The sequence below is a fragment of the Mesorhizobium sophorae genome (assembly GCF_002270415.1).
Lineage (GTDB): Bacteria > Pseudomonadota > Alphaproteobacteria > Rhizobiales > Rhizobiaceae > Mesorhizobium > Mesorhizobium sophorae.
In genome coordinates, this window is the sequence record NZ_NNRI01000013.1 from 129,026 (window position 1) to 142,633 (window position 13,608).

Sequence of the window (13,608 nt, forward strand, 5' to 3'; positions counted from 1 at the left end):
GCTTCCATGTTGCGATACGTCCTGACCGCCGTGCTGGCGCTTTCAGCCGCGCCTGCATTCGCCAATGATTCGGTTGCCGAGCTCGGCACCGGCGGCCTGATCCTGTCGCGCAGCGATGCCGTGTCGATGCAAAGCGAGGACCTCTTCATCTCGCCGCAAAAGGTGACGGTCGACTACGTCTTCCACAACAACACCGACAAGGATGTCGACGCGATCGTCGCCTTCCCGATGCCCGACATTTCTGGCGATCCCGAGGAGATGCCGGCGATTCCTGAAAATCAGAGCGACAATTTTCTCGGCTTCGAGGTGACGATCGACGGTGTCGCCGCCAAGCCCCAGCTCGAGCAGAAGGTGTTCGCGCTCGGCATCGACATCGGTGCCGATCTGAAGGCTCAGAATGTGCCGTTCAACCCGTTCGGCGACGAGGCGAAGGCCGCATTGGCAAAGCTGCCGCAAGCGGTGGCCGACGATTGGGTCAACCGCGGCATCATCATCGAGGACACGATTGACGACAGCCCCGGCGCGAAACCCAACTACGCGCCGTTCTGGCAATTGCGGTCGACCTACTGGTGGCGCTCGACCTTTCCGGCCAACAAGGACGTTCATGTCTCGCACCGTTACAAGCCGAGCGTCGGCGGCACGTCTTCGGTCAGCTTTTTCTTCGACGGCAAGTTCCAGGGCCAATACGCCAGCTACAAGACCCGTTACTGCATGGACGACACCTTCGAGAACGCGGTGCGCAAGGCGGCGAAGGATGGTCCAGACGGCTATCCCCAGTACAACGAAAGCCGCATCGCCTATATCCTGACCACGGGCGGCAACTGGGCGGCGGGCACCATCGGCAAGTTCAAGCTGACCGTCGACAAGGTCAATCCGAAAGCGCTGGTCTCGTTCTGCGGCGACAATGTCAAAAAGGTCGGGCCGACGACGTTCGAGATGACGGCAGACGATTTCTATCCCGAGCACGACATCGACATCCTGCTTCTCGATCCGACGGCCAGCAATGGCGGGGAGGCCAACTGATGCATGTCGCGATTTATGTTGCCATTGCCGAGAACGGCGTGATCGGGCGGGATGGCGGGCTGCCCTGGCGGCTGTCCACCGATCTCAAGCGCTTCAAGGCCGACACGATGGGCAAGCCGATCATCATGGGCCGCAAGACCTTTGAAGGCATCGGCCGGCCACTGCCGGGCAGACTGAACATCGTGGTCACCCGCGACAAGGCCTGGCGCGCCGAGGGTATCGAGGTGGTGCATTCACTCGAAGCCGCGATCCAACTGGCGACGGTGCGCGGGCGCTGCATGGTCGGTGTGGACGAGGTCTGCGTCATCGGGGGCGGCGAAATCTACGCCCAGGCGCTGCCGCTGGCCGACCGGCTGCACGTCACCCATGTGCTGGCAGCGGTCGACGGCGATGCGCATTTCCCGCCGATCGATCCCAATTCCTGGCGTATGGTCAGCTCACAGGAGATTCCGGCGGGGGAAAAGGACAGCCACGCGACGCGCTATTCGATTTACGAGCGCCGCCGCGACGTGCATTGAAAGACGACAAAGGGTCGCGACTGGGCCAAATCGGACGAAGTCGGCAACGCATCGCGTTGAAAGCGTCTCGTGGCGTCCCTATAGAAGAACGATACTGGATTTCGCGCCATAATACCGGCGCTTGAGGGAATTCCATGCGAAAGGACATTCATGCCCTGGAACGATAAAAGCGGCGGCGGCGGCCCATGGGGCGGCGGCGGCAACAATCAGGGACCCTGGGGGCAGGGACCAAAGGGACCGAGCGGCCCGCAGGGCTCGCCTCCCGATCTCGAAGACATCATCCGCCGCGGCCAGGACAGGCTACGGCGCGCACTGCCGGGTGGCGGTGGCGCAAGCCCGGCTATTTTCGCGCTGATTGCGGCAGCATTAGTGGTGCTGTGGGCGTTCCAGGCGGTTTACACCGTGCAGCCCGATGAGGTCGCGGTTGAACTGCGCTTTGGCAAGCCGAAGGCCGAACTGTCGCAACCCGGCCTGCATTTCCATTGGTGGCCGCTCGAAACCGTCGAGACGGCCAAGATTTCCGAACAGCTCGTCGACATTGGCGGCGGCAACACCAGCGGCAACGGCCTGATGCTTTCGGGCGACCAGAACATCGTCAATGTCCAGTTCTCGGTAGCCTATCAGGTCTCCGACCCCCGGGCCTATCTGTTCGACGTCTCCGATCCCGACGGCATGCTGCGGCAGGTTGCCGAAAGCGCCATGCGCGAAGCCGTCGGCCGCCGGCCGGCGCAGGACATCTTCCGCGATGACCGCCAGGGCATCGCCGCCTCGGTTCGCGAAATCATCCAGACCACTCTGGACGGCTACAAGGCGGGCCTCAACGTCAATGCCGTCTCGATCGAGGATGCAGCACCGCCACGCGAGGTGGCCGATGCGTTCGACGAGGTGCAGCGTGCCGAGCAGGACGAGGACAAGTTCGTCGAGCAGGCCAACCAGTACTCCAACCAGAAGCTCGGCCAGGCGCGCGGCGAGGCCGCACAAGTTCGCGAAGACGCGGCCGCCTACAAGAACCGGGTCGTGCAGGAAGCCGAAGGCGAGGCGCAGCGCTTCATCTCCGTCTATGACGAATATGCCAAGGCGCCGGATGTGACACGCAAGCGCCTCTATCTGGAAACCATGGAGAGAGTTCTGAAGGATTCGAACAAGGTGATCGTCGAGCAGGGCAACGGGCAAGGGGTCGTTCCCTATCTGCCGCTGCCGGCATTGCAGCCGAAGGCGCCGGCACCGGCCGCCCCTGCTGCCGTTACGGGAGGTAACCAGTAATGGCCAATCGTCTCCCCATCATCGTCGTCGCCGTGGCGATCATCCTGTTCCTGCTCTACTCGTCGGTGTTCGTGGTCAATGCGCGCCAGCAGGCGCTGGTCCTCAGGTTCGGCGAGATCGTCGACGTCAAGAGCGAACCCGGCATCTACTTCAAGGCGCCATTCTCGTTCTTCGACGCCGATACGGTGCAGCTGATCGAGAACCGGGTGCTGCGCTTCGACCTCGACAACATCCGCGTCCAGGTGTCGGGCGGCAAGTTCTATGAGGTCGATGCCTTCATCGCCTATCGCATCTCGGATCCGCGCGTCTTCCGTGCCGCCGTGTCCGGTCAGATCGAACTGGCAGAAGCCCGGCTCAGGACGCGTCTCGACGCTGCCTTGCGCCGTGTCTACGGTCTGCGCGATTTCGAGGCCGCGCTCTCCGAACAGCGCGCCGTGATGATGCGCGAAGTCCGCGATCAGCTCCGGCCCGACGCCACGTCGCTCGGCCTGCAGATCGAGGATGTGCGCATCCGCCGTACCGATCTCACCGCGGAAGTCTCGCAGCAGACATACGACCGCATGAAGGCCGAACGCCTGGCAGAGGCTGCGCGGCTGAGGGCACGCGGCAACGAAGCGGCACAGCGCATCACGGCTCGCGCCGATCGCGAAGTGGTCGAGATCGTTGCCGAAGCGCGCAAAGAGTCGGAAATCCTGCGAGGCGAGGGCGAAGCCCAGCGCAGCGCCACCTTCGCGGAAGCGTATAAGCGCGACCCGGCCTTCTTCGATTTCTATCGGTCGATGAACGCCTATGGCACGGCGCTGGACAACACCGGGACGACCATGGTGCTGTCGCCGAACTCGGAGTTCTTCCGGTTCTTCCGCGATCCTGATGGCAAGGAGGCGCCGGCGAAGCCGGTTTCACCGGCACCTGCCGCGCCGGCGACGGCACCTGCCGCGCCGGCGGCACAGCCCAGCACTAGCCCGTAGCGGCAGGTGCAGGACTTTCTCGCCGCCATGGGCCTTGTCCTTGTGATAGAAGGTCTGGTCTATGGCGGCTTTCCAGGCCTTGCCAGGAAGCTCGCCACTGAAGTGTTGTCGCTGCCCGAGAATGCGTTGCGGATCGCCGGGCTGGCGGCGATTGCCATCGGTGTCGGCATCGTCTGGCTGGTGCGAAGCGGGTGAGGGCGGCGAGCTTCGATCCCGGGGGGATACGAACTTCGATCCTGGGATACGAGCTTCGATCCCGGGGATACGAGCTTCGATCCCGGGATAACGGATGATTTATCCTCTGCCGATAGTCATAGCCGCAAACGTGCCGTATTTTTTGCCAACATGGCGCGACGCGGCGTTTTCGTCGAAGCGCTTTTCTTTTCAAGAATACCGGGAGGCTTCTCGATGACATCCAATACCCTTTTGCGCGCGGCACGGCGGACGCTCATCGCCGGTGCGGCAGCCCTTCTTGTCAGCGCCGTCGCTGCCCCGTGCTTCGTCACGCCGACATTTGCCGCCGACGGCCCTGCTTCGGTCGCCGACCTGGCACAAGGCCTGCTCGGCGCGGTGGTCAACATCTCGACCTCTCAGACTGTGAAGGGGACGGAAGGTCCGGGAGCGGTGCCGATGCCGCAGTTGCCCGAGGGTTCGCCTTTCCAGGATTTCTTCGACGATTTCTTCAAGAACCGTGGCGGCGACAAGGACAATGGCGGGCAGAAAGTGCAGTCGCTGGGTTCCGGCTTCGTCATCGACGCGGAGCAAGGCATCGTCGTCACCAACAACCACGTGATCGCCGATGCCGACGACATCGAGGTCAATTTCTCGGACGGCATCACCTTGAAGGCGACGCTGGTCGGCACCGACACCAAGACCGATGTCGCGGTGCTGAAGGTCGACCCGAAGGGCCACAAGCTGACGGCGGTGAAGTTCGGCGATTCCACCAAGATGCGCGTCGGCGACTGGGTCATGGCGATCGGCAATCCGTTCGGCCTCGGCGGCACGGTGACGGTCGGCATCGTTTCGGCCCGCAACCGCGACATCAATTCCGGCCCCTATGACGATTTCATCCAGACCGACGCCGCGATCAACCGCGGCAATTCCGGCGGTCCGTTGTTCAACAGCGCCGGCGAAGTCATCGGCATCAACACCGCGATCATTTCGCCGTCGGGCGGTTCTATCGGCATCGGCTTCTCCATCCCCTCGCAACTCGCCTCCGGCGTCGTCGACCAGTTGCGCCAGTTCGGCGAGACCCGGCGCGGCTGGCTCGGCGTGCGCATCCAGCCCGTGACGGACGACATTGCCGAGAGCCTCGGTATGGCCACCGCCAAGGGCGCGCTGGTCGCCGGCGTCATCAAGGGCGGCCCGGTCGACAACGGCACCATCCAGGCCGGCGACGTCATCCTCAAATTCGACGGCAAGGACATCCATGAAATGCGCGACCTGCCGCGCGTGGTCGCCGAAAGCCCGGTCGGCAAGGCGGTCGACGTGCTGATCGTGCGCAAGGGCGTCGAGCAGACCGTGAAGGTGACGCTCGGCCGGCTCGAGGATGGCGAAAAGCTCGCCAGCGGCGAGGACGGCAGCAACACCGACCAGAACAAGGGCGACAAGGCTCCGGCGGTCTCGACGGCTTCGGTGCTCGGCATGACCGTCGGCGAACTGAACGACGAGACGCGCAAGAAGTTCAGCATTGCCGCCGATGTCTCCGGCGTCGTCATCACCGATGTCACCAAGGATTCGGCTGCCGCCGAACGCGGCATCCAGCCGGGCGAGGTGATCACCGAGATCGCACAGGAATCGGTCGCCACGCCCAAAGACGTCATGGACCGGATTGGCGCCTTGAAGGAGCAAGGGCGTAAGAACGCGCTGCTGATGCTGGCGTCGAAGACCGGCGAGCTCAGGTTCGTGACGATCCGGATGGACTGAAGTCCGGAAAGGCTTTAGTGCCCTGATTTTGAGATGAAAAAAGGCGGCTATTGAGCCGCCTTTTTTCTTGCCTGCCAGTCCTCGCGCGACAGTCTGTAGAGGACATGCCGCTTGAGCGCCGGGTGGCTGTCAGGGACGTCGGGATGGTCGAAGTCGCCAGCCGGGTCGACCCTCATGCCCAGGCGTTTCATGACGGCGGTGGAGCGATGGTTTTCGTAAACCGCGAAAGACACGATTTCGTCCAGGTCGAGCGTTTCGAAACCGTAGGCGAGCCAGGCCTCGGCCGCCTCGGTGACGTAGCCCTTGCCCCAGAATTCCGGGGCGAGACGCCAGCCTATCTCGATCGTGCCGGCGGGCAGGACGTCGATGTCTTCCGTCCCGGTTATCCCGACAAAGCCGATGCACTCGCCCGTGGCCGCAATCTCGGCCGCGGCGAAGCCATAGCCGTCCTCATCGACCCAGGCGCGGACCTCGTCCATCTTGGCGTCCGCCTCCGCGCGGGTGCGGCGGAACGGAAAGAATTCCATGACCAGTTCGTCGGAATTGATCCGGTGGAACAGTTCGCGATCGCGATCTTCCCAGTTGCGCAGGATCAGGCGCTCGGTACGCATTGGTTTCATTGCACAAACTCTTCCTGTCTGTAGCCCTGCACATAGAGCAATGCTGTCAAGTCGCCGTGGTCGATGCGAACCTTTGCCTGTGCCGCCACCGTCGGCTTGGCATGGAGGGCGACACCGGTGCCAGCCAGCTGGATCATGTCGAGATCATTGGCGCCGTCGCCGACAGCAATGGCGTCAGTCGGCGTCAGGCCGAGGCGTGTGGAAATCTCGATCAGCGCATCGGCCTTGGCGGCGCGGCCGAGTATCGGTTCGCCAACCAGCCCGGTGAAGCGGCCGTTCTGTTCGAGCAGGCGATTGGCGCGGTTCTCCTGGAAGCCAAGCATGGCCGCGATGCGCGTCGTGAAGACCTCGAACCCGCCAGACACCAGCGCCGTCCAGGCGCCATGGGCCCGCATGGTTCGCACCAGCGCGCCGCCGCCCGAGGCCAGAGTCAGGCGATTGGCGACGATGCGGTCGACCACGGCGGCGTCGAGGCCCTTTAACAACGCCACCCGCTCGCGCAAGGCCGGTTCAAAAGCGATCTCTCCATTCATCGATCGCGCGGTGATGGCGGCGACATGATCCTTGACGCCGATCTCGTCGGCCAGTTCGTCGATGCATTCCTGGTCGATCATGGTCGAATCCATGTCGGCGATGAGGATCTTCTTGCGGCGCGTTTCCGCCGGCTGGACGATCACGTCGACCGGTTCGGTGGCGAGTGCTGCACGCAGGGCGGCACTTATATCGACGGCGTCAGCCTCCTGCGGCAAGGCAAGATCGCAGGCAATCCCGTCGGCAAGCCAGACAACAGCGCTTGCGCCGACCGACCGTGACGCCATATTCGCAAGCGACTGCGACAATGCGCGATCGGCGGGACGGGAAACAAGCGTGGCGATGAGCGGCATGGACGATTCCGGCGGACAGGCGGGCGGGGGCCGCGTGAAGGACGCGATCCTGATAGCCGGGCCGACCGCCAGCGGCAAGTCGGCCCTTGCGCTCGATCTGGCCGAGCGCAAGGGCGCCGTCATCGTCAACACCGATTCCATGCAGGGCTATTCGGTGCTCGACGTGCTGACGGCCCGGCCGCGGGTCACCGACCTCGCCCGCGCGCCGCATTTTCTCTATGGCCATGTCCACCCAGCCACAGCCTATTCCACCGGCGCCTGGCTGCGCGACGTGATGAAGCTGATCGACGATGGTACGCTCTCCGGACAGCCTGTTATTTTTGTCGGCGGCACCGGGCTCTACTTCCGTGCGCTTGCCGCGGGCATTTCGGAAATGCCCGACATTCCTCAGCGAATTCGTGACCGCTGGCGCTATGAGTTGAAGGAGCAGGGCGCCGTCAAGCTGCACAGCCTGCTGCTGCGCCAGGATTCGGCGGCTGCCATGATGCTGAAGCCGACCGACAGCCAGCGCATCGTGCGGGCACTGGAGGTGCTCGATGCGTCGGGCCGTTCGATCCGTGAATGGCAGGCGGAGAGCGGCCGGCCGCTCATCGACAGGCAGAGCGCGCGTTTCTTCGTGATCGAGCCGGACCGCGCGGCGTTGGTCGACCGCATCGAAAAACGCTTCGACCAGATGCTGGACAAGGGGGCACTGGACGAGGTCAAGCGGCTATCGGCGCTCGGCCTCGACCCCGAACTGCCGGCGATGAAAGCGATCGGTGTTCGCGAACTGCAGGCCGCGATGGCTGGAGAGATTGGCTTTCCCGAGGCGATCGAGCGCGCCAAGATTGCAACCAGGCAATATGCCAAGCGGCAAACGACCTGGTTCAGGCACCAATTGGGCTCGGAATGGCAAAGATTGCGGCCCGGTGACGATCTGGAAACCACGATTTGATCGCCTGTTTCCATTGCAACCTGAAAAGTTTATCTGCAAGGTAAGGTTCCCGTTGCGGTTGTCCAAATTAACCCTCCGTAAGCCCGCCCATGCCATAAGGTCAGTGGGCACTTTTCCATTGGGGAGCAGATGCGTTTCCATAAGGCGGAATCAGCATTTTTCGTCTTTATCTTCGTGATCCTGGCCGCCGGCCTGGTGACGCTGCATGCCTATGGACTGCTGCAATCCTTCGCCACCGAGCTGCATACGGCTTCGGGCATGGACAAGGTCATCTATCTCAACAAGCTGCTGTTCGCGACCGGCGTGCTTTTGGCCACTGCGCTGTTCTTCGGCATTTTCTTCATCTATCCGCTGATCCGCAAACAGGCGACGGAGGAAGGCAAGCTGCGCGCCATGACGGTATCGCTCAGTGCCCGCTCGGAGACACTCGAGCATGCCGCGCTGACCGACGGCCTGACCGGCATGCAGAACCGGCGCTATTTCGACGACGCGCTGAAGGAATATCTCGAGGAGTTCCGGCGCATCGAAAAGCCCGTCGGGCTGATGATCCTCGACCTCGACCATTTCAAGCAGGTCAACGACACCCATGGCCATGATGTCGGCGACGAGGTGCTCAAGGCCGTCGCGAGCTGCCTCAAGGACATGACACGCTATCACGACGTGGTGGCGCGGCTGGGCGGCGAGGAGTTCGCAGTGGTCACGCCCAACATGGACTCCGAACTGCTGGGCAAGTTTGCCGAGCGCATCCGCAAGGCGGTCGCCAACATGTCGGTGCTCTCCGGCAATGTCCGGCTCAAGATCACCACCAGCGTCGGTCTGGCTGTCTGGGACCGCAAGGAAACCGCGGAGGAGTTCTATCGCCGCGCTGATCGCCAGCTCTACGAGGCGAAGAGGCAAGGCCGCAACCGCGTCTGCGCCTAAAATCCCATCATTGAATTCGTGAGGCTGGCCGTTTGATGCCGGCTTCTGTGCTTCCGGTGCTCACGGACCAAATGTCCGCTCCGCTTCGGTTCTCGAAGTCGACACCAATCGACTCAGCCTGACGAATTCCCTGACGGGATTTGCCCAGGCATGCCAACGAAGCCCCCGAACGCTTCTCGCAAGCTTCTCGGAACTGTCAGCAGGAGACGTAACGTTGCCGGCTCAGTCGTTTTGCGGGCGCAGGCCGAAGGTCGCGGGCTTGAGGCCGTAGCGCATGTCGAAATCGTCATCCGATTGCACCCGGCTGGTGGCCGGCGGCTTGCGGTAGTCGGGATCGCCGGCCTGGCGGCTTGAATCGACGACTTCGGCGAAGGCCATCGCCTGCTGCGTTGATTTCGGCACGTTGCGCAGCCGCTCGACGATCGCCACCAGGTCGACATCCTCGCCGGCTTTCGACTCGGCCTCTTCGCGTTTGTTGGTGCCGGGGATCAATTCCGAGGATAGTTTCTCGAATTTCAGCCGCATCGTCGTCGCCACGCCTTCGCCAAAGGCAATGGCCTCGCGCTGGCCCATGGACGACAGGAAAGCCAGCGTCGAGGCCGAGGAGTCGGCAATCGCCGAACGGATGATCGCCTGGTCCTGCTCGTTGGCAAGTCGCATGGCGAAGAAGGTCGAACATTGCGACAGGATGGTCGGGTCGAGTTCGCCCGGTCGCTGGGTGACGACGCCGAGATAGCAGCCATATTTGCGGCCTTCCTTGGCGATGCGCGACAGCGCGTGCCTTGTCGGCGCAAAGCCGAGACGCGGATCGGCCGGCATGTAGCGGTGAGCTTCTTCGCACAAAAGCAGAAGCTGCAGCTTGCCCTCGCTCCACAAAGCGAGGTCGAAGGCCAGGCGCGCCAGCACCGAACAGACGGAATTGACCACTTCAGACGGCATGCCGGCCATCTCGAAGCAGGTCACCGGGCGGCCATGATGCGGCACGCGAAAGAGGTTGCCGATCGTTTCGTGGATGGTGTCCTCGATCAGGCGCGAGTTGAACATGAAGCGGTAGCGTGGGTCGGCAGCCGCCGATTCGACGCGCGTCTTCAGGGATTTCAGCGTCGGGCGGTCGGTCTTGCTTTCGAGCATGCCCATACGCTCGTCGATCTGCTTGATAAGGTCGGCGATGCGGTAAGGCACCGGCGTATCGGCGGTCAGCGCATCGCTGCCGCGCCTGATGTAGCTGCCCGAATTCGGGTTGCGGTAAAGGTTCTTGGCGGCGGGGATGAGGTCGCGCAAGGCGTCGATCTCTTCCGGCACCGTCTCGCGGCCGCGGAACAACACCTCGGCGAACTCCTCCAGCCTGAACATCCAGAACGGAAGGTCGAGCGTCTTGGAATCGACCCTGACGCAATATTCGGGCAGCGACGCGGCGAACTCGTTGTGCGGATCGAGGATCAGGATGCGCAGGTCCGGCCGTGCCGCAATCGACTTGCGCAGCAGCAACGAGACGGCGGTGGATTTGCCGACACCGGTGGTGCCGACCACGGCGAAGTGACGCGCCAACGTATCGTCGATGGCGATGTTGGCGGCGATCGTCTCGTCCTGTGAGAGTGTGCCGATGGTGATCGAATGACGCCCGGCCAGATCATAGACCGCCTGCAGGTCACGGGTGCGGATGCGATGGGCGATGGCGCCGATATGCGGATAGGTGGTGATGCCGCGATCGAAGATCGGCTTGGCGCCAAGTTCTGCTCCGTCGCGGACTTCGCCGATCAGCTCGATGCTGACCTCGATCGGGTTTTGACCTTCATTGCTCCAGGCGCGGTCCGACTTGCCGATCCCGTAGACCAGGCCGACGGTTCGCGTGGATCCCAGATTGATGGAAATCATCTTGCCGACTGTCCACAGGCCGGTCACCGCGCCGTCAATATCGTCCGCAAAGGCGCCGATGGTGGCGCGCGCGCCGTCGCATTGCACGACGTTGCCCAGAATGCGCCTGTCGTTCTGCTCCGCGTTGCGACGCTCCTGCGATGTCGGTTCTCCAACGGAGGCTTCGCGTTCGACATACATGGACAGACCAACCCCCATTTTCCCTGGAGCATCGACCCTACAGGAACGGGGTTAAGGCTGGATGAGGTCGGATGGTGTAGAGACGATTAAGGGGTCCATGAAAATTGTCGCGAGGGGGCTCTTCTCCATCGCCGGCATTTCGCTATAATGGATATATGGATGATATAGCGAACGATATTTCCTCGACCATCGGCAGAAGAATACACGCCGAAAGGACCATGCGGGACTGGTCGCTGGCCGAGCTTGCGGGGCGCTCCGCCGTGTCGAAGGCGATGCTGAGCACGATAGAGCGCGGCAAGACCAGCCCGACGGCAGCACTTCTGGTGCGCATCGCGTCGGCCTTCGGCATGACGCTGTCGACGCTCATCGCGCGCGCCGAATTGCAAAGCGGCGGGCTGCTGCGCGAGGCCGATCAACCGGTGTGGCGCGACCCTGGTACGGGCTATGTCAGGCGGCATCTGTCGCCCGCCTCGGACATGCCGCTGGAACTGATCAGGGTTCAGTTGCCGGCGGGCGTCAGGGTCAATTTTCCCGCCGCGTCCTATGCCTTCATCAAGCAGCAGATATGGCTGATTTCGGGGCGGCTCGAGTTCGCCGAGGGCGATGTGGTGCACCGGCTCGACCCCGGCGATTGTCTGGCGCTCGGCGCGCCATCGGACTGCACCTTCCACGCCTTGGAACCCGGCGCCGACTATCTCGTCGCGCTGGTCAGGGGTTGAAGTCATGGCCAGACGACCAAAGCGCTCCCACAATGGGGGGCCGCCTCTTGACGAGTACAAGGGGCCGCCATGGGGCAAGGGCGATCCCTACATCTTCCTCGCCTGGCAGGCCGCCCATGCCAAGGCGTGGAAGGCGCCAAGCCGCGAGATCATGCTGCTGCGCATGGACAAGGCCGAGCGGCTGGGCCTGACCTATGAGGAATATACGCTCGAGATACTGGAGCGCGGGCGGCATCTCAGGGAAGAAGACACCGAACGCATCGGCGCCATCAAGGCGGCACGAAAGCGCCGCCGCGTGCGCCATCTCGACTGACGACCGCTTCAGTCGTGCCATCGCAATCACAGGACATCACGCGCATGAACTCGATCGAGATCGGAACACTGACCCCAGCTGCGGCGACGCAGGAGATGCTGGCCGATTTGCTGGTCGCAACGGTAGCGGCCGGTGGATCGGTCAGTTTCATGCATCCGCTGGCACCGGAAGCGGCAAGCGCATTCTGGCAGAAATCCCTGGCAGCAGCGGCAAGAGGGGAAAGGGCGGTGCTTGGCGCCTGGGACGGCGAGGTCCTGGTCGGCACCGTCACCCTGTTGCTCGACTGTCCGCCCAACCAGCCGCACCGGGCCGAGATCGCCAAGCTGATGACCCGTTTGGATTACCGGGGCAGGGGCGTGGGAACGCGCCTGATGCGAGCCGCCGAGAGCCTGGCCGTGGACAAGGGCCGCACGCTGCTGGTTCTCGATACGGCGACGGAGGAGGGTGCTTCAGGCCTCTACGAGAAGCTCGGTTTCACGCTGGCCGGCGAGATACCGGAGTATGCCTTGAAGCCGCATGGCGGGCTGACCGGTACGCTCCTTTACTGGAAGCGTATCGGGCCAATCTCGTAACCAGTCACGTCGGACCGTAGCCGGAGAGGCGCAACAGCAGCCACTGATGGAAATCCTGTTCGGCGCTGGTCAGGCGCGCGGTCGACGCCTTGGTCAGGAAATGCCCCGAGGTGCTGGAGAGTTCGAAGTCGGAAAGCCTGACCAGGGTCCTGCTGTCGAGCTCGGCATCGACCAGCGGCCGCGAGCCCAGCAGCACGCCGGCCCCCGCCCTGGCCGCCTCCATGGCTGCAACGAAACTGTCGAAGCGATGCGATCGCCGGGGGTGGCCGGCCAACCCTGCGGCCACGAACCATTCCGCCCACATCTCGCGTGCGCCGGCGACCAGAAGCAGCGGCAGGGAGGTCCAGTCGGCGTCGCCGGCCAGGGCCGGGGCAGCCACCGGCACGAGCCGCTCGGCGGTCAGCCTGTCGGCGTCACGTCCGGGGAAGGATCCGTTGCCGAAACGGATGTCGAGCGCCGAACCCGGCAGGTCGTAATCGGTCGGTCGGTGGATCGTCACCAGGTCCATCTGGATGCGCGGCAATGCCTTGGCTAGATCTGGCAGGGCCGGGACGAGCATCAGCAGGGCAAAGGAGATCGGCGCTCGAACGGTCACGGTCTGTACGGCGCGCGGCTCGAACAGTTCAGCGGTGCTGCTGCCGATGGTGGCGAAAGCCGACTGGATGTGGGGCAGGTAAGCCGCGCCTTCCGGCGCCAGCGCAACGCCACGTGCCAGCCTGGAGAACAGACGCGTCTTCAGCCGTTCTTCGAGAAGCCGGATGTGCTGGCTGACCGCCGCTTGGGTCAGGCCAAGCTCGGCTGCCGCGGCGGTGAAATTCGACAGCCGCGCCGCAACCTCGAAACTGCGCAGCCAATCAAGCGGAGGCAAGGGCGGGATTGTTCGAGCCATTAT

The 13,608-nt window shown here is 63.4% G+C and carries 15 protein-coding genes; 11 read left to right on the forward strand and 4 right to left on the reverse strand.

Translation table 11 applies throughout. The annotated features are described in order from the left end of the window. Positions 1 to 6 precede the first annotated feature (6 nt). The 6 genes from CGZ66_RS19865 to CGZ66_RS19890 all read left to right on the forward strand — a co-directional run bounded on the left by CGZ66_RS19865 (position 7) and on the right by CGZ66_RS19890 (position 5,698). Positions 7 to 1,023 carry a DUF4424 domain-containing protein gene (locus CGZ66_RS19865; RefSeq protein WP_095087117.1) on the forward strand — a complete coding sequence of 339 codons (1,017 nt, stop codon included), beginning with the start codon at positions 7 to 9 and terminating at the stop codon, positions 1,021 to 1,023. Continuing rightward, positions 1,023 to 1,541 carry a dihydrofolate reductase gene (locus tag CGZ66_RS19870; RefSeq protein ID WP_095087119.1) on the forward strand — a complete coding sequence of 173 codons (519 nt, stop codon included), beginning with the start codon at positions 1,023 to 1,025 and terminating at the stop codon, positions 1,539 to 1,541. The genes CGZ66_RS19865 and CGZ66_RS19870 overlap by 1 nt, the downstream gene beginning before the upstream one ends. Before the next feature lie 150 nt (positions 1,542 to 1,691). Then, a complete protein-coding gene (gene hflK / locus CGZ66_RS19875; RefSeq protein WP_095087121.1) occupies positions 1,692 to 2,804 on the forward strand; it encodes an FtsH protease activity modulator HflK in 1,113 nt (370 codons plus the stop codon). After that, positions 2,804 to 3,772 (forward strand): protease modulator HflC, encoded by a 969-nt coding sequence (gene hflC / locus CGZ66_RS19880; RefSeq protein ID WP_095087123.1) that lies wholly within the window; start codon positions 2,804 to 2,806, stop codon positions 3,770 to 3,772. The genes hflK and hflC overlap by 1 nt, the downstream gene beginning before the upstream one ends. 6 nt (positions 3,773 to 3,778) lie before the next feature. Beyond that, a complete protein-coding gene (locus CGZ66_RS19885) occupies positions 3,779 to 3,967 on the forward strand; it encodes a DUF2065 domain-containing protein (RefSeq protein WP_095087125.1) in 189 nt (62 codons plus the stop codon). Between the two features lie 213 nt (positions 3,968 to 4,180). Next, positions 4,181 to 5,698, forward strand: a complete 1,518-nt coding sequence (locus CGZ66_RS19890; RefSeq protein WP_095087951.1) for a DegQ family serine endoprotease — start codon at positions 4,181 to 4,183, stop codon at positions 5,696 to 5,698. Between the two features lie 47 nt (positions 5,699 to 5,745). Here the strand turns inward: CGZ66_RS19890 and CGZ66_RS19895 are convergent, their stop codons facing one another. Together CGZ66_RS19895 and serB are read right to left on the reverse strand one after the other, a co-directional pair. Further along, positions 5,746 to 6,318: a GNAT family N-acetyltransferase gene (locus CGZ66_RS19895; RefSeq protein WP_095087127.1), complete on the reverse strand. Its 573-nt coding sequence runs from the start codon at positions 6,316 to 6,318 to the stop codon at positions 5,746 to 5,748. After that, the gene (gene serB, locus CGZ66_RS19900; protein WP_095087129.1) at positions 6,315 to 7,202 is read right to left on the reverse strand and encodes a phosphoserine phosphatase SerB; all 888 of its coding nucleotides are present in this window, start codon (positions 7,200 to 7,202) and stop codon (positions 6,315 to 6,317) included. Before serB ends, CGZ66_RS19895 begins: the two co-directional genes overlap by 4 nt. On the opposite strand from serB, the gene miaA reads away from it, so the two are divergent. Together miaA and CGZ66_RS19910 are read left to right on the forward strand one after the other, a co-directional pair. After that, on the forward strand, positions 7,192 to 8,136 hold the full coding sequence (gene miaA / locus CGZ66_RS19905) for a tRNA (adenosine(37)-N6)-dimethylallyltransferase MiaA (protein ID WP_095087131.1): 945 nt from the start codon (positions 7,192 to 7,194) through the stop codon (positions 8,134 to 8,136). The two genes, serB and miaA, sit on opposite strands and share 11 nt — an antisense overlap. Positions 8,137 to 8,265: 129 nt before the next feature. Then, on the forward strand, positions 8,266 to 9,057 hold the full coding sequence (locus tag CGZ66_RS19910) for a GGDEF domain-containing protein (protein WP_095087133.1): 792 nt from the start codon (positions 8,266 to 8,268) through the stop codon (positions 9,055 to 9,057). A 222-nt stretch (positions 9,058 to 9,279) separates the two neighbouring features. On the opposite strand, the gene CGZ66_RS19915 is transcribed toward CGZ66_RS19910, so the two are convergent. Next, positions 9,280 to 11,112, reverse strand: coding sequence for an ATP-binding protein (locus CGZ66_RS19915; protein ID WP_095087135.1), 1,833 nt, complete (start codon positions 11,110 to 11,112; stop codon positions 9,280 to 9,282). Between the two features lie 155 nt (positions 11,113 to 11,267). Here CGZ66_RS19915 and CGZ66_RS19920 point away from each other — a divergent pair, with 155 nt between their 5' ends. Genes CGZ66_RS19920 through CGZ66_RS19930 form a run of 3 tightly spaced genes read left to right on the forward strand, consistent with a single transcriptional unit; the run spans position 11,268 to position 12,716 of the window. Then, positions 11,268 to 11,831, forward strand: a complete 564-nt coding sequence (locus tag CGZ66_RS19920; RefSeq protein ID WP_095087137.1) for an XRE family transcriptional regulator — start codon at positions 11,268 to 11,270, stop codon at positions 11,829 to 11,831. Positions 11,832 to 11,835: 4 nt separating this feature from the next. Continuing rightward, positions 11,836 to 12,144, forward strand: coding sequence for a hypothetical protein (locus CGZ66_RS19925; RefSeq protein WP_095087139.1), 309 nt, complete (start codon positions 11,836 to 11,838; stop codon positions 12,142 to 12,144). Between the two features lie 44 nt (positions 12,145 to 12,188). Then, positions 12,189 to 12,716 carry a GNAT family N-acetyltransferase gene (locus CGZ66_RS19930; protein ID WP_095087141.1) on the forward strand — a complete coding sequence of 176 codons (528 nt, stop codon included), beginning with the start codon at positions 12,189 to 12,191 and terminating at the stop codon, positions 12,714 to 12,716. 4 nt (positions 12,717 to 12,720) lie between these two features. Here CGZ66_RS19930 and CGZ66_RS19935 read toward each other — a convergent pair whose 3' ends face one another. Then, positions 12,721 to 13,605: a LysR family transcriptional regulator gene (locus CGZ66_RS19935; RefSeq protein WP_095087142.1), complete on the reverse strand. Its 885-nt coding sequence runs from the start codon at positions 13,603 to 13,605 to the stop codon at positions 12,721 to 12,723. Positions 13,606 to 13,608: the final 3 nt, after the last annotated feature.